The following is a 26,985-nucleotide window of genomic DNA, read 5'->3' as shown; positions in this document are numbered from 1 at the left end:
CGTGCGTGAGCCACTGCGCCCACGGCAGTCGCGCCAGTCACCGATCGACCCTGCCGGAAGTCACTTTCTGTCGTCTGCCCCTTGCCGCTGGCGTCTGCGCCCAGCAGCATGCGGGCATGCAAATTACTCACCGCTCGCGTTGGCACAGGCTGCTGCATCCACTCAATCTCGCCGGCCTGCTCACCTGGGTGGCGGTGGTTGCCACCCTGCCCTATGACGCAGGCGCGCAGACCGCCCTGCGTTGGGGCAGTGCACTGCTGTTCCTGTTCGCATTCCTGCTGGCGGCCAGCTACGAGCGGCCCGCCCCACAGCGCAGCGTGATGCTGGTGATCGAAGCGCTGGCAGCGTTGGTGGTCATCCGCCTGGCCCACCGCAGCGGCGTCGCACCCGCATTGCTGGTAATGCTGGCCGCGCAGGTGGCGATGAGCTGGCCGTTGCGCACCGCCTTGGTGGTGATGCTGTTGGTGAATGTGGGCATGTACCTGGTACTGCGCGACGTGCACAGCCACCCTGCCGCAGTGGTATTGATCTTCGCCGGTTTCCAGGCCTTCGCCATGCTCACCACGCATTACGCGGGCAGCTCGGAAAAGGCCCGCGGCCGGCTGGCGCTGGTGAACGCCGACCTGCTGGCCACCCGCGCCCTGCTCGCGGAGCGCTCGCGCGATATGGAACGGCTGCGGCTGTCACGCGAACTGCACGATGTCGCCGGGCACAAACTCACCGCGCTACGCCTGCATCTGCGCGCGCTTGCCGGGCAGGCGGGTGCTGCACCCGAGTTGGCCCAATGCGAGCAGCTGTCGGCCCAGCTGCTCGGCGATATCCGCGCGGTGGTGCATTGCCTGCGCGACAGCGGCCAACTCGACATGGATACCGCGCTGCACGCGCTTGCCGCGCCGTTGCCACGCCCGCGCCTGCAATTGCAGCTGGATGAGGACGTGCAGCTCAACGACACCGCCAAGGCCGAAACCGTGCTGCGTTGTGTGCAGGAGGCGCTCACCAACAGCGCCCGCCACAGCGACGCCAAGGTGCTGCGGGTTGTGTTGCAACAGCGCGACGGGCGCCTGCTGCTGGCCATGGAAGATGACGGCCAGCTGCGTGGCGAACCGCGCGCCGGCACCGGCCTGACCGGCATGCGCGAGCGGGTTGACGAGCAAGGCGGCAGCTTGCACTTGCAGCGCGCCGCTTCCGGCGCCCTGCAGATTCGTGTGGAATTGCCGGCATGAACGACGCTCCCCGCATTGCCCTGGTCGACGACCAGGCGCTGATCCGCGCCGGCCTGCGCGCCCTGTTGCAGCAGCTGGGCATCAGCATCGTGTTTGAAGCTGACAACGGAGAAGCGCTGCTAGAGCAACTGGCGCAGCAGCCGGTACAACTGATCCTGTCGGATATCCGCATGCCGGGCATGGATGGGATCCAGGCCTTGAAGACGCTGCGCGCCAGAGGCGACCCGACGCCCTGCGTGTTCCTGACCACCTTCGACGAAAGCAACCTACTGCTGCGCGCCACCGAAGCCGGTGCGCAGGGCTTCCTGCTGAAGGACGCCGCACCCGAAGACCTGCATGAGGCCATCACGCGCGCCATCGCCGGCCAGACCCTGCTGCAGCCGGTAAGCACCGATGCGGTACGCCAGCGCTATCGCTACCACGCCGACGACGCGCCCAAAGAGCTGTTCAGCCAGAAGGAAGTGGCGGTGCTGCGGCTGATGGCCGGCGGCTACAGCAACCGCGAGATCGCCGGCAGCCTGTTCCTGGCCGAAGGCACGGTGAAGAACTATGTCTCGGCGATCCTCGACAAGCTCGACACCCGCGATCGCACCCGCGCGGTGTTGAAGGCGATCACCCTGCGGGTGATCTAGCAATCGGCCAATGCGCAACCGGTAGTGCCGAGCCATGCTCGGCAGGGGCTCTACCGATATACCCGTCGTAGGAGCGGCATCAGCCGCGAAGCTGGCAATGCTGGAACACCGACATATCCACGATCTGGTGGTCTATCGGCTTCGCGGCTGACGCCGCTCCCACAATGACTGATGGGTTACGGGTGGAGCCCTTGCCGAGCATGGCTCGGCACTACAGCGATGCTGCGCTGCGCACTTCTACCGTCACATGCACGATTTCTTCGTGGATGGCCAAGGCGCGGTGGAATACGTCCGGCGCCACCGCCGACGCGGTCACCACTTCCATCGCACAGGCATAGCGGCCACGCCCAACCTGCCAGACGTGCAGGTCGCTGATCCGTGCCGGCACCTCACCCTGCTCCACCGCTTCGCGGATTTCGGCCACCACCGGCGCGTCCATCTGCGCATCCAGCAACACGCCGCTGGTCTGGCGGATCAGGCCGCAGGCCCAGACCGAAACCAGCACCGCGCCAACGATGCCCATCAGCGGGTCCAGCCACGACGCACCGAAATACAGGCCGCCGAGCAGGGCGATGATCGCTAGCACCGAGGTCGCTGCATCCGCCAGCACGTGCAGGTAGGCCGAGCGCTGGTTCAGATCGTGATGATGATGGTGGTGATCGCCATGCGCATGGTCATGCTGTCCGTGCTGATGCCCATGCTCATGTCCGTGATGGTGATGGTGATGGTGATCATGCTGATCACGCAGCCACCACGCACACAGCAGGTTCACCGCCAGCCCGATGACAGCGATCGCGATGGCCTGCTCATAGTGGATCGGGCTGGGCTTGAACACGCGCAGGATCGACTCGAACGCCATGATCGCCGCCACGCCAAGCAACAGGATGGCGCTGGTGAAACCGGCCAATATCTCGATCTTCCAGGTGCCGAAGGCAAAGCGCGGGTCGTCGCGATAGCGCCGCGCACAGGCATAGGCAAACGCCGCCAAGCCCAACGCCAAGGCATGCGAGCTCATATGCCAGCCATCGGCCAGCACTGCCATCGAGTTGAACCACCAGCCGCCGGCAATCTCCACCATCATCATCACCAGGGTCAGCACCATCGCGCGACGGGTGTTCTTTTCCGCCAGCGGATTGCCGTCGCTGAAGGCGTGGCCGTGGCGGCGGGAATCGGCAAGTGCGTCGAGTTGCATGGGAGCTCTGGATGGCAGGATGGGCGGCGTGATTCTATACCCCCATGGGGTATATGATGCCAGCCATGGCACACATCCAACGTGACAAGAAGAAGCTGCTGACCCGGGTGCGGCGCATCGCCGGGCAGGTGGCAGCGCTGGAACAGGCGCTGCAAAGCGGCGACGACTGCGATGCTGTGCTGGTGCAGATCGCCGCCGCCAAGGGCGCGATGCACGGGCTGATGCTGGAGGTGATGGCCGGCCATCTCAGCGAGCATGTGGTGGCCGAACCGGACCCGGCCAAGCGCGCCGCAGAGGCCGAGCTGCTGCTGGAACTGCTCAAGCGCCATGCGCGCTGAGCCCTGCCGCCCGGCCCCGGCCCTGAATGCCGGGCCCCCGGCGCGGTTTGCAGCAACATGTAAAATGGCCAATTTTTAGTCAGGACCATGGCGAAAGCATCCCAACGGGCGGCCGTTCTGGGCCCGGCGTTCATTCGCCTGCTGGCCCGTTTCAATGAGGAGGGAACCTCCCCTGCGGCGCCTGCGGTGCCGGAGCGGCTGGCGCAGTGGTTCGACTGGAACCGCGCCATCACCCTGTCCAAGGCGCTGGACAACCCGCCGCCGGCGCCCGAGCCGGGCCCCGAATACGACGATGCGCAGGATGCTGAATGCGCGCGGGTGCATGCCAAGCTGATTGACGCCATCCAGGCCGACATCGAGCTCGCCCCGCCGCGCAACGCCGCGCCTGCCGACGCCGAGCTCCCGCCCGGCTTCGCCCCGTACCGCCAGCACTACCTGAACCAGCAGCGCGCCATGCAGACTGCCAGCGGCCGCCTGCGCGGCCGTCTGCGTGACATGCTGGCCCGCCAATCCGCCGCCAAGGCGCGCCTGGCCGAAGTCGACGCGGTGATGGAAGCCACCCTCAGCCCGCGCGAACACACCCTGCTCTCCCATGTGCCGGTGCTGCTCGGCCTGCACTACCAACGGCTGTATGACACAGCCGCGCACGACCCCGTCGATGCCCCGGCATCGGAACCCCCGGCGGCACCCACCGGCCCTTGGCTGGCCACGTTCCGGCAAGACCTGCGCATCGCGCTGCTGGCCGAACTGGATGTCCGCTTCCACCCCATCAATGGCCTGCTCGCAGCGCTACGCACCCGGTAATCCGTACCTCATGTCCAGAAACCTCGTTGCTGTCGTTGTCTTCCTTGTCGGCCTGCTGGCCGTGTGCTGGATCGGCGTGGGCTATGCCGGCACCCATCCGCTTGCCGCGGTCATCGCCGCGGTCATCGCCGCCTGCTATCTGGCCGGTGCGGCCGAACTGTTCCGCTACCGCCAGGCCACTGCCGGCCTGCAGCAGGCCCTGCCGTCGATCGGCGAGGCGGCGGACAACCTTGATGGCTGGCTTGGCCGCCTGCCGGCGGGCCTGCGCAATCCGGTGCGGCTGCGTGTACAGGGCGAACGGGTCGGCCTGCCCGCACCTGCGCTCACCCCCTATCTGGTCGGCCTGCTGGTGCTGTTGGGCATGCTCGGCACCCTGCTCGGCATGATGGCGACCCTGCGCGGCACCGGCCTGGCGCTGGAAAGCGCCACCGACCTGGACGCCATCCGCAGCTCGCTGGCAGCGCCGGTCAAGGGCCTGGGCTTCGCCTTCGGCACCTCGATCGCCGGCGTGGCCAGCTCCGCCGCGCTGGGCCTGTTGTCGGCCCTGCTGCGCCGCGAGCGCGCGCAGACCGTGCAGGAACTGGATGCCGGCATCGCCAGCCAACTGCGCGTGCATTCGCAGCGCTTCCAGCGCGGTGAAACCTTCCGCCTGCTGCAGGAACAGAACGCGCTGATGCCGACCCTGGTCGAGCGCCTGCAGGCCATGATGGGCAGCCTGGAACAGCAGCACCAGGCCAACAACGAACGCCTGCAGGCCAGCCAGCAGGAATTCCACCAGCGCACCGAAGCGGCCTACACGCAGCTGGCAGCGTCGCTGCAGCAAGCGATGCAGGCCGGTATCAGCCAGCAGGCCAATGCCGTGGGTGCCGCGCTGCAACCGGTGGTGGATGCAACGATGGCCGGCCTGGCAGACAGATCCAACGCCCTGCACGCCAGCATCGACAATGCCGTGCAGAAGCAGCTCGACGGCATCAACGCCGCCGTGCAAAGCGCCGCCGCAACCGCGGGCAGCAGCTGGAACACCGCGCTTGAGCAACAGCAGCGCAGCAACAGCGCACTGACTGAACAGCTGCAGCAGGCTCTGGCCCAGTTCAGCAGCAACTTCGAACAACGCAGCAACGCCCTGGTCGACGGCGTCGCCGCGCGCATGGAAGACAATGTCAGCCGCACCGCCGACGCCTGGCGCGATGCCCTGGCGCAGCAGCACAGCGCGCACGGAGAACTGGCGCAGCGCAATGAGCAGGCGCTGCTGGGCGCGTCGTCCGCACTCGAACAGCACGCACAGTCGCTGCTCGGCACGCTGCAGCAATCGCATGAGCAGTTGCAGACCGCGCTGGCGGCGCGCGACGAACAGCGTCTTGAGCTGTGGTCGCAGCGTTTGTCGGCGATGGTCGACACGCTGGACAGCAGCTGGCAGCGCAATGGCGAAGCGGTCGCGCAACGCCAGCAGCAGATCTGCGACAGCCTGGCGCAGACCACGCAGACCATGAGCGAGCAGCAGCGGGCGCAGGCCCGCGACACCATCGCCGAGATCTCGCGACTGGTGCAGAGCGCCTCGGAAGCACCGCGCGCCGCCGCCGAAGTGGTGGCCGAGCTGCGCCAGAAGCTCTCCGACAGCATGGTCCGCGACACCGCCATGCTGGAAGAACGCAGCCACCTGCTGTCCACGCTGGAGACCCTGCTCGGCGCGGTAACCCATGCATCGACCGAACAGCGCAGCGCCATCGACGCGCTGGTCAGCACCTCGGCCGATCTGCTCGAACGCGTCGGCAGCCGCTTCAGCACCCAGCTCGAAGGCGAAACCAGCAGGCTCGACCACGCCGCCGCCAATGTCACCGCCAGCGCGGTGGAACTGGCCAGCCTCGGCGATGCTTTCGGCAGCGCCGTGCAGCTGTTTGGCCAGTCCACCGAAGCCTTGAACGAACGCCTGCAATTGATTGAAAGCGCGCTGGACAAGTCGCTGACCCGCAGCGATGAGCAGCTGGCCTACTACGTCGCCCAAGCACGCGAAGTGGTGGACCTGAGCATGCTCTCGCAGAAGCAGATCATCGGCGAACTGCAGCAGCTGGCCGTCGCCCGCGACAACGCCGGAGCCTGAGCGCGATGAGCGACGAAATCGAATTCGACGCCGAATCCAGCGCCACTACATGGGCCGCGTTCGGCGACCTGATGTCGGTACTGCTCGGTGCCTTCGTGCTGATACTGGCCAGTGTGATCGGCATCCAGCTGCTGCTGCACAACCGCCTGGATGAAGAGGTCAAGCAGCGCCAGGAACAGACCGCCAAGCTCAAGACGCTGGAACAGGCATTGGCCGCACCGCTGGCCGCCGGCCGGGTGACGGTGATCAATGGCCGCATCGGCATCAGCGGCAGCGTGTTGTTCGCGCTCAACTCCGACCAGCTGCAGCCGGAAGGCCGCGAACTGCTGCAGAGCCTGGCCGCGCCGCTGCGTGAATACCTGGGCACGCGCGAAGAGATCCTGATGGTCAGCGGCTTCACCGACAACCAGCCGGTGCGCGTGGTCCATGGGCGCTTTGCCGACAACCTGGAGTTGTCGGCCGCACGTGCACTCACCGTTACCCGCACGCTGATTGCCGACGGCGTGCCCTCGCAGTCGGTGTTCGCCGCAGCCTTTGGTGCCGAGCAACCGGTCAGCAGCAACGATGACGAAGCGGGCCGGGCAAAGAATCGCCGCGTCGAGATCGCGCCGATTCCGCGTCCCAAGCAGGACGGCAAGGACGATGCCGCGCAATGACGTCCGCTGATCCGGCAGCGCTGGCACAGTTGCAGGCGTGGCGTGACAGCGGCGCCGATCGTGTCGATCCGGCACGCTTCGAACTGATCGCGTCACTGGCGCAACGTGCGCAAGGCTATACCGGCAGCGCGCGTGCGCAGTTGGATGCGCGCCTGTCGCAGCTGATCGCGGCTTATGCGCAGCTCGCAAGCGTGCAAACCCCGAAGCGCGTTGCCGCAGACGCTGCCGAAAGCCCGCTGCAGTCACTGCTGCTGCAGCTGACGGCCGATCCATTGCAGTACCAACTGCCATTGGCCACCTCCAACACCGCCGCCGGTGCCGCCGACAGTGCAGACAGCAACGAGTCTGCGCTGATGCCGGCGTTGGATGAATTCCAGCAGCTATGGAGCCGCATCCGCATCGACAGCCTGCTGCGGCAGTGCCTGGATTCGCTGCCCGAAGATGCCGGCCCTTTGCACTCCAGCGTGCTCACCTACCGCGCGATGGCGCTGATGCAGGAGATCTCGCCGGAGTACCTGCAGCACTTCATCGCCTACGTGGACGTGCTGACGTGGATGGAACAACTGGGCGCAGGTGGATCACAAGGCAACAGCGCGCGCACCGCCGCCGGCCGCAAGCCCGCGCGCACCAGCAGCAAGCGCAGGAAGCCGTAGCGGGCTAGCGCATGCGGATCAGCGCAATGGCAGCAGCAGGCTGAACGTCGTGCCCTGCGCCGTGGACGCCACCTGCACCTGCCCCCCATGCGCCTGGGCAATGGCGCGGGTAATCGCCAGGCCCAGCCCTGCTCCCTCGCCATGGCCGCGCCCGCGTGAGCGATCCGCACGGTAGAAGCGGTCAAACAGGCGCGGCAGTACCTCCGCAGGTATCGGCGGGCCGGGATTGCCGACCGCGATGCTGCACAACGCCGCATCGCTGCGGATGCGGATCTGCACCAGGCCGCCGGGCGGACAATGCTGGATTGCATTGGACAGCAGGTTGGCGACCGCGCGATGGAGCATCAGGCGATTGCCCTGCACCACGCCGTCGCCGTCGCGTTGCAGCTGCACCTGCTTGTCCTCGGCCAACAGACCGTAGAACTCCAGCAAGGCATCAACCAGGCTGCCCAGTGGCACCTGCTCGCGGGTAGGCAGTGCGTCCACCGTTTCGGCCTGGGCCAGGTACAGCATGTCGGCAACAATCCGCGACAGCCGCTGCATCTCCTCGGCGCAGGAGCCCAGTGCGTCGCGATAGGCCGCGTTGTCGCGCGGCTGCGCCAGCACCACATGCACCTGGGTGAGCAGGTTGGTGATCGGCGTGCGCAGCTCATGACTGAGGTCGGCGGAGAACTCGGACAGGCGCACGAAATCGTTCTGCAGGCGCGCCAGCATGTTGTTAAGGGTCTGCGCCAGATGGTCGAGCTCGGCCGGTGCGGCACCTACCGACAGACGCCGGTCCAGGTGCTCGGTGGTGATCTGCCTGGCTTCATCGGCGAGGCCTTGCAGCGGCCGCAGCGTACGCCGCACCACATAGCCGCCGAGCAGGCTGCTGGCCGCTGCGGCCAGCACGATGCAGGCTGCAAGCAACTGGTGGAAACCGCGCAGGAATGCCGCGTGGCGGGCGCCATCGATGGCCAGCAACAGGGTCAACGCACGGCCCTGCGATGCGGCCGGCTGCAGGTGCAGCACGCTGTAGCGGTCGCCATCCGGCAGGCGCCAAGCCTGGTGCCGCAGCGGCGCCGTGGGTGGGTGGTCCTGCGCGTAAGCCAGCAGCGCCGCGGGCGCGGTGGAGAACAACACATTGCCGTCGGCATCGCCGATCCAGAACGCGATGTCGGGGTGATGACCCAGCGCTTCGCCCAGGCGTTGGGCAAGCTCCTGTGGCGCGACCGTGGCAGCCATATCGCGGATCAACGCCGCCTTGTTCTCGAGCTCGGCGCGGTCCAGTGCGTTGAAGTTGTGCCGCACCGCCTGATCGATGGCGATGCCCAGCACCGCCATCACCAGCACACTCACGGTCGCCAGCAGCGCGGTCAGCCGCCAGACCAGCGAGCGGCGCCGCATCACGCTCCGTCACCGGCCGAAGGCGCTTCCAGTACATAGCCCATGCCACGCACGGTGACGATGAGCTTCTGCGCGAAGTCATCGTCGATCTTGGCCCGCAGCCGGCGTACCGCGACATCGATGACATTGGTGTCGCTGTCGAAGTTCATGTCCCACACCTGCGATGCGATCAGCGAACGAGGCAGCACTTCACCGCGCCGCCGCGCCAGCAGTTCGAGCAGGGCATATTCCTTCTGGCTGAGCGGAATGCGACGCTCGCCGCGCTCTACACGGCGGCGCAGGGTATCCACCACCAGGTCGGCGATGACGATGCGTTCCGCCTGCGGCTGCAGCTGGCCACGACGCAGCAGGGTGCGTACCCGCGCCAGCAGCTCGACGAAGGCAAATGGCTTGACCAGGTAGTCGTCGGCACCCAGTTCCAGGCCTTGTACGCGGTCGGGGATGCTGCTGCGCGCGGTCAGGAACAGTACCGGCAGCGGATTGCCTGCCTCACGCAGGCGCGCCAGTACGCTCCAGCCGTCCATGCCTGGCAGCATCACGTCCAGGATCAGCAGCTGGTAGTCGCCACTGGCGGCCAGGTGCAGCCCGTCCACGCCATCGGCCACCAGGTCCACCACGTAGCCGGCTTCCTCCAGGCCCTGGCGCAGATAACTGCCGGTCTTGGGTTCGTCCTCGACGATCAACAACTTCATTGGCGGTCCTCGAAGAGACGATGGCTCAGGCTGATGGGTCAAGCGTACCCAGTACGGCGACACATGCCAGCACCAGCAGCGCCAGCAGCAGTTCGAGCGACAGACTGCGGCGCAATGCACGCAATGGCTGGCTGACCCCTGCCTGCAGGGCCGCTGCCAACGCCGGTACCAGCCGCCAGCGATGCAGCGCGGCCAGCAGCAGCATGCCGCCCACCAGCAGCAGCTTGAACAACAACCAGCGGCCGTGCGCGGTATCGGTCAGTCGGGTGATGCTGCCGCCCAGGTCGATGTAGCTGATGCCACCGGTAAGGGCCAACAACGCGACGATGACCGTGCCCGGCAGCGCGAAACCGCGCAGTCCCGCCAGCAAGGCCGCCGCACGTTCGCCCTGCGGCCGTTGCTGGCTGCGCCGGAGCAGACCCAGCAGCGCGGCGATGGCGCCCAGCCAGGCGCCGGCGGCGAGCAGGTGGACGATGCCCGAGATCAGCCGTGGCCAACCCTGCAGGTACTCACCGGCGCCGGCATGGCCGTTCCATGCAAGGCTGCCCAGCGCGATGGCGGCCAACGCTGTCTGCGGCAGCAGCTGCCGTGGGTGCTGGCGACGCGGCAGCAGCAGGAGCAGCAGCAGCGCCAGCACCGCAGCGCGGGCCAGCGCGGCATGGCCTGCGGTGGTGGCGCCGATGAACCAGGCCAGGTCATCCACGCCCAGCCCATCCGGTGCCACATCAAGCAGCGTGGAGACACGCAGCAGCGCATCCAGCAGCACCATCGCCAGCCCTGCCCCGGCCAGCAGCAGGCCCCAGCTGCGCCAGCCCGGCAGCGCCAAGCGTTGGCTGCGCACGAACGCCGGCACCCCGAACAGCAGCATCAGGTCCGCATACAGTGCAAAGCGCAGCGCGTAGACAAAGGCGTCGGACATCATCCGGCCCGCTTATTTGACGCTGAAATCGAGTTCACCGGTCATCGGGTGGCTGTCCGCCCCCACCGTGCGCCACTGCAGGCGGTAGTTGCCCGGCGCCAGTGGCGCGTTGGGCACCGTGCGCAGGGTGCGGCCATCGGCAAGCACCTGCGAGGGCGCCACTGCTACCTTCATCCACAGGCGACCGTGGCCCATGAACAGCTCGGCACAGGAACCACGTGCCAGCAGCGCTTCGCTGAAGGTCACATCGATCTGCGCCGGCGCGGCCACCGCTGCGTTGGCTGCGGGATTGGACTGCACCACGCGCGGGTGCGCCATCGCTGTTGCGGACATCAGCAGGCCGGCGAGCAGCAACGCGGCAGCAGGGAGAGAAAAACGACGAGGCAATGACATGGCAGGCACCGGCAGGAGAGGTGCTCAGGCTAGGCGCGCCCAGCTGTCATCGAGCTGACCTGCAGATTACGAAACTGTCAGAAACCGCGGCAGAACCGCATCATCAGCATCGCCCGGGCAAGCGCAGCATCCCTGAAAGCCTAGCCGCTGAGGGTTGTTCAAGTTATCCACCAACAGCCCCGGCTGGGTTGCTGCATTGCTTTTGTGGGAGCGGCGTCAGCCGCGAAGCTGTCATTTGCCGAAGCCCTTGGCATCCGGGGCATCTGCTGATGTACCTGCTTCGCGGCTCACGCCGCTCCCACAAAAAATGCTGCCGCACGCTGCAGTGCTGCTCGACTCGACCAGCACTGCACGCCTGCGCCGGATGCGGCTTACTGCAGCGCGGCGGTATCCACCAGCACCAGCTCGGCATCTTCCAGCGCGGTGACGCGGATGCTGCTCTCGCCATTGATGGCGGCGCCATCACGGGCTTCCAGCTGCACGCCGTTGACCTCGACCTTGCCAGTGTTGGGCACCAGGTAGCCGTAACGGTTGCCATCGCTGAAGTGGTACTCGGTACTTTCACCGGCCTTCAGCGTGGCGCCCAGGACGCGGGCGTTGGCACGGATGGGCAGTGCCTCGTCGTCACCCTGCATGCCACTGGCCAGGGTGATGAAGCGGCCCGAGCGCTCGCCCTTCGGGAAGGGCTTGGTGCCCCACGACGGCTTGCCACCGCGCTGGTCCGGAAAGATCCAGATCTGGAAGATGCGGGTGACGCCCGGCTCCAGATTGTATTCGGCGTGGCGGATGCCGGTGCCGGCACTCATCACCTGCACATCGCCGGCTTCGGTACGGCCCTGGTTGCCCTGGTCGTCCTTGTGGCTGATGGCGCCTTCGCGCACGTAGGTGATGATCTCCATCTCCGCATGCGGATGCGGCGGGAAGCCGGTGCCGGGCTGGATGGTGTCGTCATTCCAGACCCGCATCGCGCCCCAGTTCATGCGCTTGTTGTCCTGGTACTCGGCAAACGAGAAATGGTGCTTGGCATCCAGCCAACCGTGATTGGCTCCACCAAGGTTGGCAAATGGGCGACGTTCAATCATGGCGTTCTCCTGCAAGCGGGTGGTGATTCGATGGGGCCAGTCTAGGCCTGCATGCCGATGTCGAGAATAGAAAGTATGGAAAGTCATTCTTTCCATTTATGACATGATTGGACCACCCTGCCCTGCGAGCCGCCACCATGAACCGCCTGCCCGATCTGGAAGCCTGGGCCATCTTCGCCAAGGTCGCCGAAGCCGGCTCGTTCGCCCGCGCCGCCGAGGAACTGCAGCTGTCACAGGCCACCGTATCCAAGGCCATCACCCGGCTGGAGACACGCATCGGCACCAGCCTGTTCCACCGCACCTCGCGGCGCATGTCGCTGACCGCCGCCGGTGAGGCCGCCTTGCAGCGGGCCGCACGCATCCTCGACGAAGGCGAGGCGGTGGAAGCCGAAGTAGCAGACCGTTCGGCCGCGTTGCGTGGCCTGATCCGGCTGGCGGCACCGATGTCGTTTGGCGTATCGCGGCTGGCACCGTTGCTGCCGGCCTTCATGCAGGCCCACCCGGACGTGGAGCTGGATATCCAGCTCAGCGACCAGATGGTCGACCTGGTGGCCGAACGCTTCGACGTGGCATTGCGCATTTCCACCCTGGCCGATTCCAGCCTGCGTGCGCGCCAGCTATGCCAGGTGCGGATTCTGCTGGTGGCTTCCCCTGCTTACTTTGAAGCGCACGGTCGGCCCACGCATCCGCGTGATCTGGCCCAGCATCGCGGCTTCCAGTACAGCTACACCCGCAGCGGCAACACCTGGCGCTTCCGCCACCCGCGGCATGGCGAGTTCGCGCAGACCGTGCCGCGCCAGCTGCAGGCCAACAATGCCGAAGTATTCGATGCCGCCCTGCAGGCGGGGCTGGGCCTGGCCCTGCAGCCGGAGTTCCTGGTCTGGGAGCAACTGCGCGATGGCCGCCTGCAGACCGCGATGGACGACTGGAAGGTGGAGCCGTTGGCGCTGAGCATCATCACCCCGCCCGGCCTGCACCGGCCTGCACGGGTGCAGGCCTTGATCGACTACCTGGCGCAGCGGCTGGAGCAGGAGCCGTGGGCCAGCGCATAACTTCGTGCGGGCTTTCGGCCATCAATGGCCACAAGCCCGCAGGGATCAGAAGCGGACTTCCGCACCGAAGGTGAGCGTATCGGCGCGATTGATGTCGTACTCGTAGTCGTCGTAGTAGTACTGCGAGGAGTAGGCGTAAGTGGTGTACATCAACTGCAGGTTGAAATGACGGTTGACATCCACACCCACGCCGAGGCCGCTGTAGAAACCGTCGATGGTGACGTTGTCGCCCCACAGGTCTTCGGTTTTCGCGCGCCAGTAGCCCAGCCGTGCAACGCCGAACCAGCGGCTGTCGCCAAAGTTGAAGCGGGCATTGGCACCGATGTTGTTGAACCTCACGCGTGGAATATGGATATCGCGCCAGCTGGTGTCATCCAGCCGACCGGCACCCACTTCGATACCGACCTGCGAGTAGTCCCCCGCCTGCCAGCGGTAGCCGGCATTGGCGATGATCGCGCGTTGGTCGACCTCCTCGTAGATCTTGCCCCGACCAGCCTGCACGCCCACGAAGACCGCACCGTTCTCCGGCGCCGGCCGCCTGGCCGGTGCCCTGTAGGGTGCCGAGGCCGGATAGGCCGGCTGCGAGGTCTGCTGGCCGGCTTGGCCAGCCACAGCTGCCTTGCCATCTGCGTTGCTGGATGCCGCCTGCGCGGCCTGCTGCTGTGCCCGATAGGCCTTCCAGGACGGGAACGCCTGCGCCTGCGCGGCGCCGACCACACCCAACAGCAACATCGGGAAAACGATCGCCTTGAGCTTGCTCATCTGCATTCCTTTGAAGTGACCAATGGTGTCCCTACTGCCAACCGCGGAGGTGCAGCGGGCCGGGCCGCACATGGCACCCAGGCATCACTCCCTGCAGCTGAGATCGGCATGGCCTCCCCGGCCACCCATCACAGACTTCAAGCCCCATTGCGCGGCACATTGAGGGCGCAGGCGCGCACTGTCAACTTTGCCCGGCCGCGCCTGCCCGGGCGCGGCCTGCAGGCCGCATGCCTAGTTGCGCGCTGCTGCGGTTGGATAGGCCAGCATCACCACCAAGTCCTCGTCGCCGCTCTGCTGCAGGGCGTGGTGGCTGCCACTGCGCGTGAGCAGCGCATGTCCTGGCCCTACTTCGTACTGCGTTCCATCCAGCACATAAAGGCCGCGTCCACTGACGATGTAGTAGATCTCATCCTTGTGCTGCGGATGCAGGCCGATGCCGGCGCCCTTGTGCAGTACACGCTTGCGCATCACGAAGGGCAGATCGCTTACGTCGGCGAAGAACGAGTACGCCGTGGTCGGTCCGGCGCCGCCATGTGGGCCGGATTGCGCGCGGCCGATGTCCTGCTCGCGGATCACCTGCGAGCCGTGCGGGTTGCCTGCAGCCTGCGTTGAAGCCGCAACTGCCGGTGCCGCGGCACTTGGTGTGGAGGCTGCAACGCCCTGCCCTGCGCTGATCGCACCGCAGTCGATATCGCGCTTCAGTGTTGCTTTCATCTGCGGTGCGATCTCGACCCAGCCACGCATCACCTGGCAGGCAACCGCAGTTGCACCTGCGACGCTGAAGTGCGTGCCATCGGCCTTGTTCTGTTCGGGGACGAACATGAAGTAAGGCTTGGCGCCCTGCTCCCCCAGCGCGCGTATCCACGCCATCGAGCTGGCGTTGAGATCGATCAGCTGCACGTTCTGCGCTTTCGCCACCTGCTTCATTGCCTGCGTGTAGCGGCCATGTGTATCCAGCAGCGCACCGAAGTCGTAGAGCAGCCGCGCAACCGGGGTGATCAGGATCGGTGTTGCGCCCTTTCCGCGTGCAGCAGCGATGTAACGCGAGAGGAATTGTGGGTAGTCGCTGTCTGGATCGGTGTAGCGCGTTGGGTCTTCGCGCTTGGCATCGTTGTGGCCGAACTGGATCAGCAGTACATCGCCTGCTTGCAGCTCCTTTTCGATTGCAACCAGCCGCCCTTCATTGATGAAGCTGCGGGTGCTGCGGCCACCAACGGCATGGTTGCGTACCTGCCATTGGCCTTCATCCAGCCAGCTTTGCAGCGCCTGGCCCCAGCCGGCTTGTGGAGCGCGCTCGGGGCCGTAGCTGGCTGCCGTGGAGTCTGCGGCTATGAAGATGCGGTGGGTGGGTTCGTTGGATTGGGCTTGGGCCTGGGCTGAAAATGCGGAGACGCAAAGGACGACGAGCGACAGTGCGTAAAATTTCATGCGTTGCTTCTGCTCTGAAGCCCCTCTCCCCTTGCGGGAGAGGGGTTGGGGAGAGGGGACGCGATCGAAGATCGCTGCTTTTCTGTCTGCCAGCACCGAGAAGCAAGCGTGCTTCGCACGCCTCCCCTCTTCCGCCCTACGGGCACCTTCTCCCGCAAGGGGAGAAGGGCTGGATACGTTTTCCAAGGAGCGCTGATAGAGCACCAGAATCCACAAACAACAAAGGCGCCCGCAGGCGCCCTTGTCTGCCCGCGAGGGCGCTGCTGCACACCAGGGCTTACTTGCCCAGCACGCTCTTCACGTAGGCGACGATGTTCTGGTCCTGCGCGTTGTCGAAGAATGCCTTCTGGAAGCGCTCGCCACCGACGGCCTGCTTCACCAGTTCCTGGTCGATGGACTTCAGGCCTTCGACGAAGTCCTTCGAAGCGCCCTGCTTCACCTGTGCCAGGATGCCGGCGTTGGCCATCTGCGATTCCTTGCGCTCGGCCGGGTAACCCTGGCCGCGCTCACCAGCAAATGCCTTCTCGAAGATGTAGCGGATGTTGATTTCCGCGCCCCAGCCGAAGCCCTTGGCGAACGGCAGTGCCAGCGCGTTGCCGCTGTTGACCTGGGCGAACAGGAAGGCGTCGGTCGGCTCGATGCAGTAGCCGCAGTACACGCCCGGCCATGCGTTGAGCGACATCATCGCGCCCTGCCCGGTGCCGCAACCGGCCACCACGAAATCCACGGCCTTGGCATTGAGCAGCAGTGCGGCGCAGATGCCCAGGTGGATGTAGGTCAGGCGGTGATCGTTGTCACCGTCCATGCCGACGTTGTACACGTCGTGGCCCTGTGCGGCAGCGACGGTGTTGAGCTGTTCCAGCACCACCGGGTTCTTGGCGGCCTGGCTGAACTCCTGCATCAATGCGATTTTCATTGCGTGACTCTCATTTATAGGGGGAAACGGTGTTGGTGATGGGGTGGAAGCTAAAGCTCCCCTCATCCGCCCCTTCGGGGCACCTTCTCCCGCAAGCGGGAGAAGGGAAATCTGTGCTGCTCGCGGCTGCAACTTGGCTGCTGCCGCTCGCTATTGCTTTAGCCGTTGCTTAGGCCGTTGTTTTAGCTCTTGCCGTTGCCGTTGCTTTGGCCTTGGCCTTGGCCTTGGCCTTGGCCTTGGCCTTGGCTTTGGCTTTGGCTTTGGCTTTGGCTTTGGCCTTAGCTTCTGACGTTGCTTCAGCTCCTGCCTTGTCTGTTGCTGTCCCCTCTCCCGCATGCGGGAGAGGGGTAGGGGTGAGGGCGCTCTACGCTTTCCAGCCCTTAAGCTTTCGCTTCTTCATTGCTCTAAAAGCCTCCACCCACCACCTTCAACCATCAACGCGCCAACCAACCACCATCCACCGGAATGATCGCGCCGTTGACGTAATCCGAGGCGCTGGATGCCAGGAATACCGCGGTGCCGCCCAGGTCTTCCGGCTTGCCCCAGCGGCCTGCCGGGATGCGGTCCAGGATCGCCTTGTTGCGGTCTTCGTCGGCACGCAGCTGCGCGGTGTTGTCGGTGGCCATGTAACCCGGCGCGATGGCGTTGATGGTCACGCCCTTGCCTGCCCATTCATTGGCCAGCAGGCGGGTGATGCCGGCAATGCCACTCTTGGACGCGGTATACGAAGGCACCCGCACGCCGCCCTGGAAGGACAGCATCGAGGCGATGTTGATGATCTTGCCGCTGCCCTGAGCGATGAAATGCTTGCCGGCCGCCTGGCTCATGAAGAAGGCGGACTTGATGTTGACGTTCATCACGTCGTCCCAATCCTTCTCGCTGAAATCCACGGCATCGGCGCGGCGGATCAGGCCGGCGTTGTTGACCAGGATGTCAAGCCGGCCCAGGCCGGCGATGGTTTCGGCAACCACGCGCTCAACCGGCTCGATGCTGATCAGGTTGGCTTCGATGTTGAGGAAGCGGCGGCCCAGCGCGCGCACCTTGTCGGCGGTCTCGTCGGCCGGGACGATGCCGGCGCCGGCAATATCGGCACCGGCGGCGGACAGCGCCAGCGCGATGCCCTGGCCCAGGCCGGTATTGGCACCGGTTACCAGGGCGACCTTGCCTTCGAGACTGAATGGATTCGTCATGCTGTTCCTCTCCCAGAGCGGTAGTTCGATGGTGCTGGCGGCGGCGGGCGCCGTAGCGGGGCGATGGCTCCGGGGTAAACCCGGTCAGCGCATCTGTCCAGTGGCCCGCTGGTGCATTCGGCGGGCCTGCCAGACGATTCTAGCCAATTATGGAAACCGGTGTCATTTTGCACTGCAAGATAAGTAGTTTCCCTTGCAAAACAAAAACTTGGGGTGCTCAGTCCTGCGGTGGCTGGCAGGAATCGCGCACGATCAGATGCGGGCGTACGCTGGCCATCGGCATGGCGTTCTTGCCTTCGGGCTGGATCAGCATCGCGGCCGCTGTACGCCCGGTGTCACGGGTATTGCGGCGCACCGACGTCAACGATGGCCACAGCCGCGAGGCCAACGGGCTGTCGTCGTAACCGACCACCGACAACTCGCGCGGAATGCTGATGCCGGCGCGCATGGCGACCTTGTAGACGCCGGCGGCCATCTCATCGTTACCAGTGAAGATGGCGGTCGGACGCTGCTTGCCCAGCAGCAGCTTCTCGGCGGCGGCCACACCGGATTCGAAGGTGTAGCCGGCCTCGATGATGCGTGCTGGCGGCAGCTCGATGCCACGCCGTTCCAGCGCCTCGATGAAACCGGCGGTGCGTTCATGCGCCGAACGGTAGGCAGTGGGGCCGGTGATCAGGGCGATATCGCGGTGGCCCAGTGACAGCAGGTAGTCGGCCGCCTCGGCCGCACCGTCACGGTCGTGGGTGATCACCATCTGCGAGGTTTCATCCAGCGGCAGCGCGGCGATGCGGGTGAAGCGGCAGCCGATTTCATCCAGCATGTCGGCCAGCGCCTGGTCTTCGGAGGCACGCGGCACCAGGATCACGCCGTGCAGCTTCTGCTGCTGCACGAAGCGCTTCACGCCCTCGATATAGCCGGGGCTGCGGGTGTCGCAGGGGTGCACCACCAGCTCGAAGGTAGAGCCGCGCAACGCGTCCAGTGCACCGTTCTGCATGTCCACCACGTATTGCGCGGTGGGGTTGTCGTAGACCATGCCGATCAGGAACGAGCGCCGGAACGCCAGGCCACGCGCCAGCGGATCGGGCGTGTAGCCGACCTCGCGCATCAACGCCTCGACCTTGTCACGGGTGTCTTTGCGCACCAGCGGCGAGTTGTTGATGATCCGCGAGACGGTTTTCTTGGAAACACCCGACAACCGCGCGATGTCGTTGATGGTGGCGGGCCGCCCCAGTGACTGGGGCGTGGCGGCGACGTCGGCTTTCTTGCGCAAGGGGATGTCCTTGAAACCGTTCAATACATTCATTCTATCGGGCCGCGCTCAATCCAATGCGCGGTAGCGGAACTGGCGGAAATGCACCTTGCCGTTGCCGCCAGCGTAGATGGCCGGCTTCAGCGCAAGGAATTTCCCCGCCACATTGTGATGGTAGCCGGAGACTTCCATCTGAACAGGATACTTCTGCCAGCTGCTGCCGTCCTTGGAACTGTGGATGGTGAGGATATGGCGGTTGTTGGTTACCCGCAGCCACAGCTTGCCGCCGGTGGCGCTGGGCTGGGGCCGGGTGGGGCGCTCCTCGCCATAGCGGTGCAGGATGAACTGTTCGCCATTGCTGCCGACGCCGGCATACAGGCGGTCGCTGTAGAACAGCAGGGCACCGCCGAACGCACCCGGCTCGATGTCCATCTCCACTTCGAATTCATAGGCCACGTCGCCGGCAATGGCAGTCAGCGGTGAGCTGTCGCGCGGGGTCGTACCCTTACCCTGCAGGGTCATGCCGTTCTGGTCGAAGGACAGCCGCTGGTATTCGTCGCGGGCCGGGTTGAAGAACGACCACTGCGGGCCAAGCTTGCCACCCTTGAAGTCATCGGACAGCGCCATGCCATGCGGCACGGCCTCACCGGAAGGCTTGGCCAGCGGCGCACCAAGATCGCCGCCCTTGGCCACGAACCAGCCATCGGCGGTCCACTCGATCGGCTCCAGCAGCATCTGCCGGCCCAGCGTCCAGTAGCCGTTCTCATAGCCGTGGTACATCATCCAGCCGCGCCCGTCGGTGCCTTCGATCAAGGTGGCATGGCCGCGTGACCACCACGGCTCGGCGCGATCGACGGTGCGGGTGATGGGGTTGTTCGGCGCGTTTTCCCACGGCCCGTGGATCGAACGCGAACGTGCGGTGATGACCATATGCCCGGTCGGCGGGCCGGCGGTGCCGCCCACGGCGGTGGTCATGTAATACCAGCCATTGCGCTGGCTGATCTTCGGGCCTTCCTGGGCATAGGACTCCACGTCCCAGCTTGCCGGGTAACGCCAGCCGTCGTACACGTGCCTGGGCTTGCCGACCACGCTCAGGCCGTCGTCGCTGATCTGTACGTAATCACCGCCGGACAGGAACAGGTAGCGCTTGCCGTCTTCGCCGACGGCGTGGCCGGGGTCGATGTAGCCGGATAGGCCGATGTCGATCGGCTCACTCCAAGGCCCCTTGATGTCATCGGCCCAGACCACGAAGTTGCTGCGCGACTCGCCGGTACGGGCCGGGAAATAGATGTAGTAGCGGCTGCCGTGCTTGATGATGTCCGGTGCCCAGATCGCGCCGACATTGGTGGTGATGGCATGGCCCAGCGGCTGCCAGTTCACCAGGTCGCGCGAATGCCAGATCGGCAGGCCGGGGTAGGCGTCGAACGAGGACAGGGTGAGGTAGTAATCGTCACCGTCCTTGAGCACCGAGGGGTCCGGGTGATCGCCGGCCAGCACCGGGTTGAGGAAGCTGCCATTGCCCAGGTCAGCCATGCGCTGGTGCTCGATGCCACGCTTCGGGGTGGTCTGTGCAGCGGCGGCCCAAGCCGGCGCGGCCGCAAGCAGGCAAGCCGTGGCCAGCGCGGCCAGGGTACGGGTCACGTTCATCGTCATCTCCAGGTTGACGGCGCAGCGCACAGGCCAACGCCAAGGCACAACCGCGGGCAGGCGCGAGCCTGCCCGCAGCGTGCGTGCATCAGCTACGCAGCAGGGCTGGCAGCCACAACGACAGTTCGGGGAAGAAGGTCACAATCAGCAACACCACCAACCCCGCCATCCAGAACGGCCAGATGGTCTTCATGCTTTCGCCCACGCTGATCTTGCCGATGGCGGTGCCGATGAACAGCACCGAGCCCACCGGTGGCGTCACCAGGCCAAGACCACCGGTCAGCACCAGCACCAGGCCGAAGTGGATCGGGTCGATGCCATAGGCCTTGGCCACCGGCAGGAAGATCGGCGTGCAGATCAGGATCATCGGCGCCAGGTCCATGAAGGTGCCCAGCAAAAGCAGCATCACCACGATCATCAGCAGCACCATGTACTTGCTGTGCGCAAACGACTGCAGGAACTCCACTGCCGCTGCCGGCACCTGCAGGTAGGCCAGCAACCAGCCAAACACCGCGGCGGTGGCGATCACGAACAGGATCACACCGGTGCTGCGTGCCGCATGGATGACGGTTTCGAAGAACTCCTTGATGCGCAGCTGGCGGTACAGCACGGTGGTCACCAGCAGCGCGTAGACCACGGCGATGGCCGCCGACTCCACCGCGGTGAAGATGCCGGCGCGGATACCGAAGAAGATCAGGCCGACCAGGCCCAGGCCGGGCAGGGCGGCAACCAGCCGCAGCAGCACCGCACGCCAGCCCGGGAAAGCCTCCACGCCGTAGCCACGGCGACGTGCAACCACGTAGCCGGTGACCATCAGCACCACCGTCATCAACAGCGCCGGCATGATGCCTGCGGCAAACAGATCGGCAATGGACAGGCCACCACCGGCCGCGGCGGAGAACAGAATCAGGTTGTGCGAAGGCGGCACCAGCAGCGCCACCAATGCGGCGGTGATGCTGACGTTGACCGCGAAATCCCGGTCGTAGCCGCGCTTGACCATCTGCGGAATCATCGTGCCGCCCACCGCCGAGACGTCGGCGATGGCCGAACCCGACACACCGCCGAAGAACAGCGAGGACAGGATGGAGACCTGGCCCAGGCCGCCCCGCATGCGCCCGACCAGCGACGAGGCCAGCGAGATCAACCGCTCGGAAATACCGCCGCGCATCATGATTTCACCGGCGAAGATGAAAAGCGGGATGGCGATCAGCGAGGCCGAACCGGTGCCGGCGGAAATCTGCTGCACCATCACGATGCTGGGCAGATCCAGGTACAGCAAGGTAGCCAGCGAGGCCGCTGCCAGGGCATAGGCCACCGGCACGCCGATCAGCAACAGCACGCCGAACACGGCAAAGAGAATTGCGATACCCATGACTCAGCGGTCTCCTTCAGCGTTGGCGGCGTTGCCGGCGCCAGCACGCAGCGACAACAGCAGGCGATTGAGCGCGAATACCGCCATCAGCGCACCACCGATGCTCAGCGGCAGGTAGTTCACGCTCTGCGGCAGGTTGGCGCCGGCGGTCTTGATGTGCAGGCCATCCAGCCACAGCACCCAACCCCAGCGGGCGAGAAAGCCGCCAATGGTGGCGACGATCAGCGGCACCAGCGCATCGATGACGCGCTTGACCAGCGGATGCATCTGCTCGGCCAGCAGGAAGAAGCCGAAATGGCGATTGGTATACACGCCCGCGGCCGCGCCCATGCTCATCGTGGTGCTCAGCAGTAGCAGGGTGACCGGCTCGGTCCAGCTCGGCGAATCGTTGATCACATAGCGGGCAAAGACCTGCCAGCCCTGCACCACCACCAGCCCGAGCAGGGCGGCGACGGCGATGTAGATGACCACGTCGGCGAGTTTTTCCAGCACACGCTGGAAGCCTGCCGGGGCCGGTTGTACGTTGGAATCGGACATCGGTACGGCCCCCTCAGGCGAAGTCGCGGATGCGACGGTGCAGCGCGGCGATATCGGCCTGCTGCAGGTAGTCACGCAGCAACGGTTCGGCAGCGGCGCGGAACGCCGGCATGTCCACTGCGTTGGACTTCACCCCGGATGCCAGCACCGCTTCGCGGGCCTTGTCTTCGGACGCGTCCCAGGCGGTGCGCATCACCTGCACCGACTGCCGCGCCAGCTCGATCACCAGGCGGCGATCGGAAGGGCTCAGTGCGTCCAGGCTGCGGCGCGACATCAGCAGGATGTCCGGCGCGTACGAATGCTGGCTCTCGGACCAGTAATGCGCTGCCTCGAAATGGCGGCTGGAATGGAAGCTGCGCATATTGTTTTCGGCGCCGTCGATCATGTGCGTCTCCATGCCGGAGAACGTGTCGCCCAGCGACATCGGCGTGGGGTTGGCACCGAACAGACGCATCAGCTGCAGGAAGATGTCCGAGCTGGCCACGCGCAGCTTCAGGCCATGCAGGTCCTTGGGCTCAACAATCGGATGCTTGGTGTTGTAGAAGCTGCGCGCGCCGGAGTCATAGACAGCCAGGCCGACCAGATCGCGGCTTTCAAAGCCCTGCAACACCGCATCGGCAACGCCGCCATCCAGTGCGCGGCGCATATGTGCGACCGAGTCGAACACATACGGCAGGCACAGCGCGCGGGTCAGCGGAAACGCATTGTTGAGCGCACCGGAATAAACGCGGGTGATGTCGATGGCACCGAAGCGGGCCATGTCGATCGCCTCGGACTCGCGGCCGAGCTGGCCGGAGTGGAACTGGTTCAAGCCCAGGCGGCCGCCGGTTTCGCGGCGCAGCTGTTCGCCGATCCACTTGACCGCGGTGACGGTCGGGTAATCGGCCACGTGTACATCGGTGGCGGTCAGCAGCTGGCTGCCGCCGGCCACACCCTTGCTGCCTGCCGAGCAGGCGGCAAGTGCCGGTGCGGCAAATGCCCCCATGCCGGTTTTGAGAAAGCCTCTTCGAGTAACCATAGCGCCCTCCAACGCGTTGCTACCGTGGCTGCCGGGATTACCCGGCCGGCACGGCCCTGCAGGAAATGTCGCCGTAACCGGCGAAGCGAATCAATGCCACCTGGCCCACGGCGATGTCGTGGATGCCGGTGGCGTTGCCGGTGGCGATCAGCTCGCCCTTCTTCAACGGCCGGCCACGCTTGGCCGAACGCGACAGCGCAAAGGCATAGGCTGCACGCAGGCCGCCGGGCAGGGTGCTGGCGCCACCGGTGCCGACCACCACGCCGTCGATCTCGGTCTGTGCGCGCAGCTCCGGCTCGTCGCAGCGGGTCCAGTTCGGCACTTCGCCACCCAGCACCAGGCCGTTGTTGTTGCCAAAATCGGACACCACCACGCGCGGGCCCAGCACGTTGATGGTCTTGAGCGGGCTGCTAGCCACTTCCACGCCGATGAACAGCCGCGCCGGCAGCGCTTCAGCTTCTTCCGGGGTCCAGTCCAGCTTGTCGGCCGGTGCATCGGCCAGCAGTTCCAGCACGTATTCGGCCTCTACCGCGGCGAAGCCGCCGGCGGCCGCAAATACCGGGATCTCCACGATGCCACCGGTAGCATTCCAGAGATTACGCTTGAAAATCGGCCCAAGCAGACGGTCATCACCGGAGTTGTCGCGGCGCTCGGCAGCGATATAGCCCACTTTCCAGCCGACCACGCTGTCATCCCAACGGCCGATGGCCAGGTCCTGCACCTGGTAGGCAGTGACCAAGTCCTCCGGGATTGCACCCGGGAAATCCGGAAGTGAACGGCCGTCGCGGCGTGCTTCCACAAAAGTGCGGGCAATCTCGTCCAGCGCGGCGCTTGCCTGCTGCTGGCTGCCTTGGTCGTTGCTCAAGTGCGTCTCCTGGTGACTTTGTTGCACTGCCCATCGACAGTGCCGTGACTGGCTGTATAAGGTAAACCGGTGTCATATGACAATGTGCAGTGCACCAGAACCAGGCCCGCGCCACCGCCACCCCGCCAAACCCGACGCCCATGATCCGACTGAAACCCTTGCTGCAGTTGGCTTTCGCCGCCCTCATCGGATTTACCGCAGCCCCGTTGCTGGCTGCCATCGACGGTGAACCCGCACCGGGTTCCGCCGAGCGTATCGCGCTGTGGTCGCAAGGTATGGCACCGGGGGACAAAGCGCTGCCGCAGGCGCAGCGCATCGTCGAACGCAGCGCCGATCCGGCACTGCCAGACCGTTATATCGAGCATGTCAGCACGCCCTATCTGGTGGCCTATCGCCCGGCGCGGCCCAATGGCAGCGCGCTGCTGGTAATCCCCGGCGGCGGCTACCAGCGGGTAGTGCTGGACAAGGAAGGCACGGCGCTGGTGCCGGCCTTGGTGGAGCAGGGTGGCGTGACCCTTTTCGTACTGCGCTACCGGCTACCCGGCGAAGGCCGCACCGACCGCGAAGCCGCGCTCGCCGATGCGCAGCGCGCGATGCGGCTGATCCGTCACCGCGCCACGGAATGGGGCCTGGACCGGCAGCGTATCGGCGCGATGGGGTTCTCGGCCGGCGGACATCTCGCCGCACGGCTGGGCAATGGCTTCGACCGCAACGTCTACCCGCACAGCGATGCAATCGACGCAGAAAGCGCGCGCCCCGATTTCCAGCTGCTGATATATCCCGTCATCACCATGATCGGCGCCGATACCCATGCAGGCTCGCGCCAGCGCCTGTTGGGCAACATGCCCAGCGACGCACTGCTGCAGCAGTACTCGATGCAGCGGCAGGTACGCGCGGACACGCCGCCAACCTTCCTGCTGCATGCCGCCGATGATGACGTGGTGCCGGTGGGCAACAGCCTGCAGTTCTACGACAGCCTGCGCAGTGCCAAGGTCAGTACCGAAATGCACCTGTTTCCGCATGGCGGCCACGGCTTCGGCACCCGCGGCACCGCAGGCCTGACCACCGCCGCCTGGCCGCAACTGGCCTTGAGCTGGATGGCGTCGCAGACAACTCAACCGAAATAACGCCTTGAAGCCCCTCTCCCCTCGCGGGAGAGGGGTTGGGGAGAGGGGGCAGAACCATCAGGCCTCTTGACCACCAAACCGCCTGATCAAAGACAACCACCATGCCCCAGAACCCAAACAACCCGGCCCGCCGCAGCTTCCTCCAGCAAACCACCCTGCTGGTCGCAGCAACCAGCGTTGCCACCGTCAGCAACGCCAGTTGGGCCAGCACCACCAGCAGCCCCATCGCCCGCGTCCGCAGCGGCCGCCTCGGCGGCCAGACCGAAGCCGGCGTACACGTCTTTCGGGGCGTCCCCTATGGCGCCGACACCGCACCACGCCGCTTCCAGTCCGCGCTGACCGAACAACCCTGGCGCGGCGTACGTGATGCCCTGGACTACGGGGCCGCCGCGCCGCAGACCGGCAGCGAAGGCCCGGGCAGCGAAGACTGCCTCTATCTCAACGTGTGGACGCCAGCCCTGCGCGACGGCGGCAAGCGGCCGATCCTGTTCTATATCCACGGCGGTGCCTACAACAACGGCTCCGGCAGCGACTCACTGTATGACGGCGGCAACCTGTGCCGGCGTGGCGACGTGGTGGTTGTCACGGTCAATCACCGGCTGAACCTGTTCGGCTATCTCTACCTGGCCCAGCTCGGCGACGAGCGCTTTGCCGACTCCGGCAATGTTGGTCAGCTTGATCTGATCCAGGCGCTGCAATGGGTGCGCCAGCACGCGGCCGAATTCGGCGGCGATGCCGACAACGTCACCGTGTTCGGCCAATCCGGTGGTGGCGCCAAGATCGCCACGCTGATGGCGATGCCGGCCGCACAAGGCCTGTTCCATCGCGCCTGGACGATGAGCGGCCAACAGGCCACCGCCGCCGGCCCACGCGCGGCCACCCAGCGCGCGCAGCTGGTGCTGGAACACTTCAAGACCGATGCCGATGCGTTGCGGCGCATGCCGATGCAGCAACTGCTGGAAGCGGTGAAGGTGCGCGACCCCTCGCGGGTGGAGAACAGCAGCCTGTATGTCGGCCCGGTGCTGGACGCACGCAATCTGCCGGTGCATCCATTCTGGCCGCAGGCAGCACTGCAATCGGCGGCGATCCCGATGGTGATCGGCAATACACATGACGAAACCCGCGCCTTCCTCGGCAACGACCCGAAGAATTTCGAACTGAGCTGGGAAGAATTGCCGGCCAAGCTCGAGGCGCAGCAATACGTGGATCTATTGCCGTCGGTGGTGATCGCCGAATACCGCCGGCTATACCCGCAGTATTCGCCGTCAGAAGTGTTCTTTGCCGCAACCACCGCCGGCCGCTCCTGGCGCGGTGCCGTGGAAGAACTCGAAGCACGCGCGCGCCAGGGCGCGCCAACTTGGGCCTATCAACTGGACGGCTACGACCGCGACGGCGATGTCGCCCGTTTGCGCGCCTTCCATACGCTGGACATTCCACTGGTATTCCACAACAACACCCAGCCCGGATCACGCACCGGCAGCGGTGCGGCGATGCAGCAGCTGGCGGACACGATGAGCGATGCCCTGCTGGCCTTTGCCCGCCACGGCGACCCGAATCATGCAGACCTGCCGCACTGGCAGCACTACGGGCTGGAGCGTCGCCAAACGATGCTGTTCGATACGCAAAGCCGGCAGATGGACGACCCGCGTGGTGGCGAGCGCCGGCTGTACCAGCAGGCACCCTTCATCCAGCGCGGCACGTTCTGAGCGGGTGAGTGGCGCATTTCAACGGAATCTTTACCGGCATTGCCTAGA

The 26,985-nt window shown here is 65.7% G+C and carries 26 protein-coding genes; 10 read left to right on the top strand and 16 right to left on the bottom strand.

The window, feature by feature from the left end; genetic code table 11:
• Positions 1 to 116: 116 nt before the first annotated feature.
• Entirely contained in the window at positions 117 to 1,223 is a 1,107-nt protein-coding gene (locus BCV67_RS09970; RefSeq protein ID WP_062170769.1) for a sensor histidine kinase, read from the top strand.
• On the top strand, positions 1,220 to 1,855 hold the full coding sequence (locus BCV67_RS09965) for a response regulator transcription factor (protein WP_062170771.1): 636 nt from the start codon (positions 1,220 to 1,222) through the stop codon (positions 1,853 to 1,855). Before BCV67_RS09970 ends, BCV67_RS09965 begins: the two co-directional genes overlap by 4 nt.
• A gap of 211 nt (positions 1,856 to 2,066) precedes the next feature.
• On the opposite strand, the gene dmeF is transcribed toward BCV67_RS09965, so the two are convergent.
• Positions 2,067 to 3,047: a CDF family Co(II)/Ni(II) efflux transporter DmeF gene (dmeF, locus tag BCV67_RS09960; RefSeq protein WP_062170773.1), complete on the bottom strand. Its 981-nt coding sequence runs from the start codon at positions 3,045 to 3,047 to the stop codon at positions 2,067 to 2,069.
• 65 nt (positions 3,048 to 3,112) lie between these two features.
• On the opposite strand from dmeF, the gene BCV67_RS09955 reads away from it, so the two are divergent.
• From BCV67_RS09955 to BCV67_RS09935, 5 genes are all read left to right on the top strand, one after another.
• A complete protein-coding gene (locus BCV67_RS09955; RefSeq protein ID WP_057629483.1) occupies positions 3,113 to 3,385 on the top strand; it encodes a metal/formaldehyde-sensitive transcriptional repressor in 273 nt (90 codons plus the stop codon).
• Between the two features lie 87 nt (positions 3,386 to 3,472).
• Entirely contained in the window at positions 3,473 to 4,189 is a 717-nt protein-coding gene (locus BCV67_RS09950) for a DUF3348 domain-containing protein (RefSeq protein ID WP_062170775.1), read from the top strand.
• Positions 4,190 to 4,199: 10 nt separating this feature from the next.
• On the top strand, positions 4,200 to 6,287 hold the full coding sequence (locus BCV67_RS09945) for a DUF802 domain-containing protein (RefSeq protein ID WP_062171950.1): 2,088 nt from the start codon (positions 4,200 to 4,202) through the stop codon (positions 6,285 to 6,287).
• A gap of 5 nt (positions 6,288 to 6,292) precedes the next feature.
• Positions 6,293 to 6,943: an OmpA family protein gene (locus tag BCV67_RS09940; RefSeq protein ID WP_062170776.1), complete on the top strand. Its 651-nt coding sequence runs from the start codon at positions 6,293 to 6,295 to the stop codon at positions 6,941 to 6,943.
• A complete protein-coding gene (locus tag BCV67_RS09935) occupies positions 6,940 to 7,596 on the top strand; it encodes a DUF2894 domain-containing protein (RefSeq protein WP_062170779.1) in 657 nt (218 codons plus the stop codon). The genes BCV67_RS09940 and BCV67_RS09935 overlap by 4 nt, the downstream gene beginning before the upstream one ends.
• Positions 7,597 to 7,614: 18 nt before the next feature.
• On the opposite strand, the gene BCV67_RS09930 is transcribed toward BCV67_RS09935, so the two are convergent.
• From BCV67_RS09930 to BCV67_RS09910, 5 genes are all read right to left on the bottom strand, one after another.
• On the bottom strand, positions 7,615 to 8,982 hold the full coding sequence (locus tag BCV67_RS09930) for a heavy metal sensor histidine kinase (protein WP_062170780.1): 1,368 nt from the start codon (positions 8,980 to 8,982) through the stop codon (positions 7,615 to 7,617).
• Positions 8,982 to 9,674, bottom strand: a complete 693-nt coding sequence (locus BCV67_RS09925; protein ID WP_062170782.1) for a heavy metal response regulator transcription factor — start codon at positions 9,672 to 9,674, stop codon at positions 8,982 to 8,984. Before BCV67_RS09925 ends, BCV67_RS09930 begins: the two co-directional genes overlap by 1 nt.
• A gap of 25 nt (positions 9,675 to 9,699) precedes the next feature.
• The gene (copD, locus tag BCV67_RS09920) at positions 9,700 to 10,596 is read right to left on the bottom strand and encodes a copper homeostasis membrane protein CopD (protein ID WP_231732412.1); all 897 of its coding nucleotides are present in this window, start codon (positions 10,594 to 10,596) and stop codon (positions 9,700 to 9,702) included.
• A gap of 9 nt (positions 10,597 to 10,605) precedes the next feature.
• Positions 10,606 to 10,986: a copper homeostasis periplasmic binding protein CopC gene (copC, locus tag BCV67_RS09915; protein ID WP_082746653.1), complete on the bottom strand. Its 381-nt coding sequence runs from the start codon at positions 10,984 to 10,986 to the stop codon at positions 10,606 to 10,608.
• 371 nt (positions 10,987 to 11,357) lie between these two features.
• Positions 11,358 to 12,068, bottom strand: coding sequence for a pirin family protein (locus BCV67_RS09910; RefSeq protein ID WP_062171957.1), 711 nt, complete (start codon positions 12,066 to 12,068; stop codon positions 11,358 to 11,360).
• Positions 12,069 to 12,205: 137 nt separating this feature from the next.
• On the opposite strand from BCV67_RS09910, the gene BCV67_RS09905 reads away from it, so the two are divergent.
• Positions 12,206 to 13,120 carry a LysR family transcriptional regulator gene (locus BCV67_RS09905; protein WP_062170786.1) on the top strand — a complete coding sequence of 305 codons (915 nt, stop codon included), beginning with the start codon at positions 12,206 to 12,208 and terminating at the stop codon, positions 13,118 to 13,120.
• A gap of 45 nt (positions 13,121 to 13,165) precedes the next feature.
• Here the strand turns inward: BCV67_RS09905 and BCV67_RS09900 are convergent, their stop codons facing one another.
• The 10 genes from BCV67_RS09900 to BCV67_RS09855 form a co-directional block, all read right to left on the bottom strand.
• On the bottom strand, positions 13,166 to 13,882 hold the full coding sequence (locus tag BCV67_RS09900; protein ID WP_065868215.1) for a hypothetical protein: 717 nt from the start codon (positions 13,880 to 13,882) through the stop codon (positions 13,166 to 13,168).
• Positions 13,883 to 14,113: 231 nt separating this feature from the next.
• Positions 14,114 to 15,310 (bottom strand): GDSL-type esterase/lipase family protein, encoded by a 1,197-nt coding sequence (locus tag BCV67_RS09895; protein WP_062170790.1) that lies wholly within the window; start codon positions 15,308 to 15,310, stop codon positions 14,114 to 14,116.
• 277 nt (positions 15,311 to 15,587) lie between these two features.
• Entirely contained in the window at positions 15,588 to 16,226 is a 639-nt protein-coding gene (locus BCV67_RS09890) for an RpiB/LacA/LacB family sugar-phosphate isomerase (RefSeq protein ID WP_057630411.1), read from the bottom strand.
• A 434-nt stretch (positions 16,227 to 16,660) separates the two neighbouring features.
• A complete protein-coding gene (kduD, locus tag BCV67_RS09885) occupies positions 16,661 to 17,416 on the bottom strand; it encodes a 2-dehydro-3-deoxy-D-gluconate 5-dehydrogenase KduD (RefSeq protein WP_062170791.1) in 756 nt (251 codons plus the stop codon).
• A 217-nt stretch (positions 17,417 to 17,633) separates the two neighbouring features.
• Positions 17,634 to 18,719 carry a LacI family DNA-binding transcriptional regulator gene (locus BCV67_RS09880; protein WP_082746654.1) on the bottom strand — a complete coding sequence of 362 codons (1,086 nt, stop codon included), beginning with the start codon at positions 18,717 to 18,719 and terminating at the stop codon, positions 17,634 to 17,636.
• 15 nt (positions 18,720 to 18,734) lie between these two features.
• Positions 18,735 to 20,312 carry a family 43 glycosylhydrolase gene (locus tag BCV67_RS09875; protein WP_062171960.1) on the bottom strand — a complete coding sequence of 526 codons (1,578 nt, stop codon included), beginning with the start codon at positions 20,310 to 20,312 and terminating at the stop codon, positions 18,735 to 18,737.
• An 88-nt stretch (positions 20,313 to 20,400) separates the two neighbouring features.
• On the bottom strand, positions 20,401 to 21,684 hold the full coding sequence (locus BCV67_RS09870) for a TRAP transporter large permease (protein ID WP_057630408.1): 1,284 nt from the start codon (positions 21,682 to 21,684) through the stop codon (positions 20,401 to 20,403).
• 3 nt (positions 21,685 to 21,687) lie between these two features.
• The gene (locus BCV67_RS09865) at positions 21,688 to 22,221 is read right to left on the bottom strand and encodes a TRAP transporter small permease (RefSeq protein ID WP_062170793.1); all 534 of its coding nucleotides are present in this window, start codon (positions 22,219 to 22,221) and stop codon (positions 21,688 to 21,690) included.
• 13 nt (positions 22,222 to 22,234) lie between these two features.
• Positions 22,235 to 23,239 carry a TRAP transporter substrate-binding protein gene (locus BCV67_RS09860; protein WP_082746655.1) on the bottom strand — a complete coding sequence of 335 codons (1,005 nt, stop codon included), beginning with the start codon at positions 23,237 to 23,239 and terminating at the stop codon, positions 22,235 to 22,237.
• Positions 23,240 to 23,276: 37 nt separating this feature from the next.
• On the bottom strand, positions 23,277 to 24,104 hold the full coding sequence (locus tag BCV67_RS09855; protein ID WP_062170797.1) for a 2-keto-4-pentenoate hydratase: 828 nt from the start codon (positions 24,102 to 24,104) through the stop codon (positions 23,277 to 23,279).
• Positions 24,105 to 24,244: 140 nt separating this feature from the next.
• On the opposite strand from BCV67_RS09855, the gene BCV67_RS09850 reads away from it, so the two are divergent.
• Together BCV67_RS09850 and BCV67_RS09845 are read left to right on the top strand one after the other, a co-directional pair.
• Entirely contained in the window at positions 24,245 to 25,231 is a 987-nt protein-coding gene (locus BCV67_RS09850; RefSeq protein ID WP_082746742.1) for an alpha/beta hydrolase, read from the top strand.
• Between the two features lie 101 nt (positions 25,232 to 25,332).
• A complete protein-coding gene (locus BCV67_RS09845; protein ID WP_062170799.1) occupies positions 25,333 to 26,937 on the top strand; it encodes a carboxylesterase/lipase family protein in 1,605 nt (534 codons plus the stop codon).
• Positions 26,938 to 26,985: the final 48 nt, after the last annotated feature.

This window comes from Stenotrophomonas nitritireducens (assembly GCF_001700965.1).
Classification (GTDB): Bacteria; Pseudomonadota; Gammaproteobacteria; order Xanthomonadales; family Xanthomonadaceae; genus Stenotrophomonas; species Stenotrophomonas nitritireducens_A.
Note: the sequence above shows the minus strand (reverse complement) of the source record. Positions and strands in the feature narration are given on the sequence as shown.

What these genes read in the sequence shown, in the direction of transcription:
- BCV67_RS09970 (WP_062170769.1), top strand. Translation starts at nt 117, where the DNA reads ATGCAAATTACTCACCGCTCGCGTTGGCACAGGCTGCTGCATCCACTC.
- BCV67_RS09965 (WP_062170771.1), top strand. Translation starts at nt 1,220, where the DNA reads ATGAACGACGCTCCCCGCATTGCCCTGGTCGACGACCAGGCGCTGATC.
- dmeF (WP_062170773.1), bottom strand. Translation starts at nt 3,047, where the DNA reads ATGCAACTCGACGCACTTGCCGATTCCCGCCGCCACGGCCACGCCTTC.
- BCV67_RS09955 (WP_057629483.1), top strand. Translation starts at nt 3,113, where the DNA reads ATGGCACACATCCAACGTGACAAGAAGAAGCTGCTGACCCGGGTGCGG.
- BCV67_RS09950 (WP_062170775.1), top strand. Translation starts at nt 3,473, where the DNA reads ATGGCGAAAGCATCCCAACGGGCGGCCGTTCTGGGCCCGGCGTTCATT.
- BCV67_RS09945 (WP_062171950.1), top strand. Translation starts at nt 4,200, where the DNA reads ATGTCCAGAAACCTCGTTGCTGTCGTTGTCTTCCTTGTCGGCCTGCTG.
- BCV67_RS09940 (WP_062170776.1), top strand. Translation starts at nt 6,293, where the DNA reads ATGAGCGACGAAATCGAATTCGACGCCGAATCCAGCGCCACTACATGG.
- BCV67_RS09935 (WP_062170779.1), top strand. Translation starts at nt 6,940, where the DNA reads ATGACGTCCGCTGATCCGGCAGCGCTGGCACAGTTGCAGGCGTGGCGT.
- BCV67_RS09930 (WP_062170780.1), bottom strand. Translation starts at nt 8,982, where the DNA reads ATGCGGCGCCGCTCGCTGGTCTGGCGGCTGACCGCGCTGCTGGCGACC.
- BCV67_RS09925 (WP_062170782.1), bottom strand. Translation starts at nt 9,674, where the DNA reads ATGAAGTTGTTGATCGTCGAGGACGAACCCAAGACCGGCAGTTATCTG.
- copD (WP_231732412.1), bottom strand. Translation starts at nt 10,596, where the DNA reads ATGATGTCCGACGCCTTTGTCTACGCGCTGCGCTTTGCACTGTATGCG.
- copC (WP_082746653.1), bottom strand. Translation starts at nt 10,986, where the DNA reads ATGTCATTGCCTCGTCGTTTTTCTCTCCCTGCTGCCGCGTTGCTGCTC.
- BCV67_RS09910 (WP_062171957.1), bottom strand. Translation starts at nt 12,068, where the DNA reads ATGATTGAACGTCGCCCATTTGCCAACCTTGGTGGAGCCAATCACGGT.
- BCV67_RS09905 (WP_062170786.1), top strand. Translation starts at nt 12,206, where the DNA reads ATGAACCGCCTGCCCGATCTGGAAGCCTGGGCCATCTTCGCCAAGGTC.
- BCV67_RS09900 (WP_065868215.1), bottom strand. Translation starts at nt 13,882, where the DNA reads ATGAGCAAGCTCAAGGCGATCGTTTTCCCGATGTTGCTGTTGGGTGTG.
- BCV67_RS09895 (WP_062170790.1), bottom strand. Translation starts at nt 15,310, where the DNA reads ATGAAATTTTACGCACTGTCGCTCGTCGTCCTTTGCGTCTCCGCATTT.
- BCV67_RS09890 (WP_057630411.1), bottom strand. Translation starts at nt 16,226, where the DNA reads ATGAAAATCGCATTGATGCAGGAGTTCAGCCAGGCCGCCAAGAACCCG.
- kduD (WP_062170791.1), bottom strand. Translation starts at nt 17,416, where the DNA reads ATGACGAATCCATTCAGTCTCGAAGGCAAGGTCGCCCTGGTAACCGGT.
- BCV67_RS09880 (WP_082746654.1), bottom strand. Translation starts at nt 18,719, where the DNA reads ATGAATGTATTGAACGGTTTCAAGGACATCCCCTTGCGCAAGAAAGCC.
- BCV67_RS09875 (WP_062171960.1), bottom strand. Translation starts at nt 20,312, where the DNA reads ATGAACGTGACCCGTACCCTGGCCGCGCTGGCCACGGCTTGCCTGCTT.
- BCV67_RS09870 (WP_057630408.1), bottom strand. Translation starts at nt 21,684, where the DNA reads ATGGGTATCGCAATTCTCTTTGCCGTGTTCGGCGTGCTGTTGCTGATC.
- BCV67_RS09865 (WP_062170793.1), bottom strand. Translation starts at nt 22,221, where the DNA reads ATGTCCGATTCCAACGTACAACCGGCCCCGGCAGGCTTCCAGCGTGTG.
- BCV67_RS09860 (WP_082746655.1), bottom strand. Translation starts at nt 23,239, where the DNA reads ATGGTTACTCGAAGAGGCTTTCTCAAAACCGGCATGGGGGCATTTGCC.
- BCV67_RS09850 (WP_082746742.1), top strand. Translation starts at nt 24,245, where the DNA reads ATGATCCGACTGAAACCCTTGCTGCAGTTGGCTTTCGCCGCCCTCATC.
- BCV67_RS09845 (WP_062170799.1), top strand. Translation starts at nt 25,333, where the DNA reads ATGCCCCAGAACCCAAACAACCCGGCCCGCCGCAGCTTCCTCCAGCAA.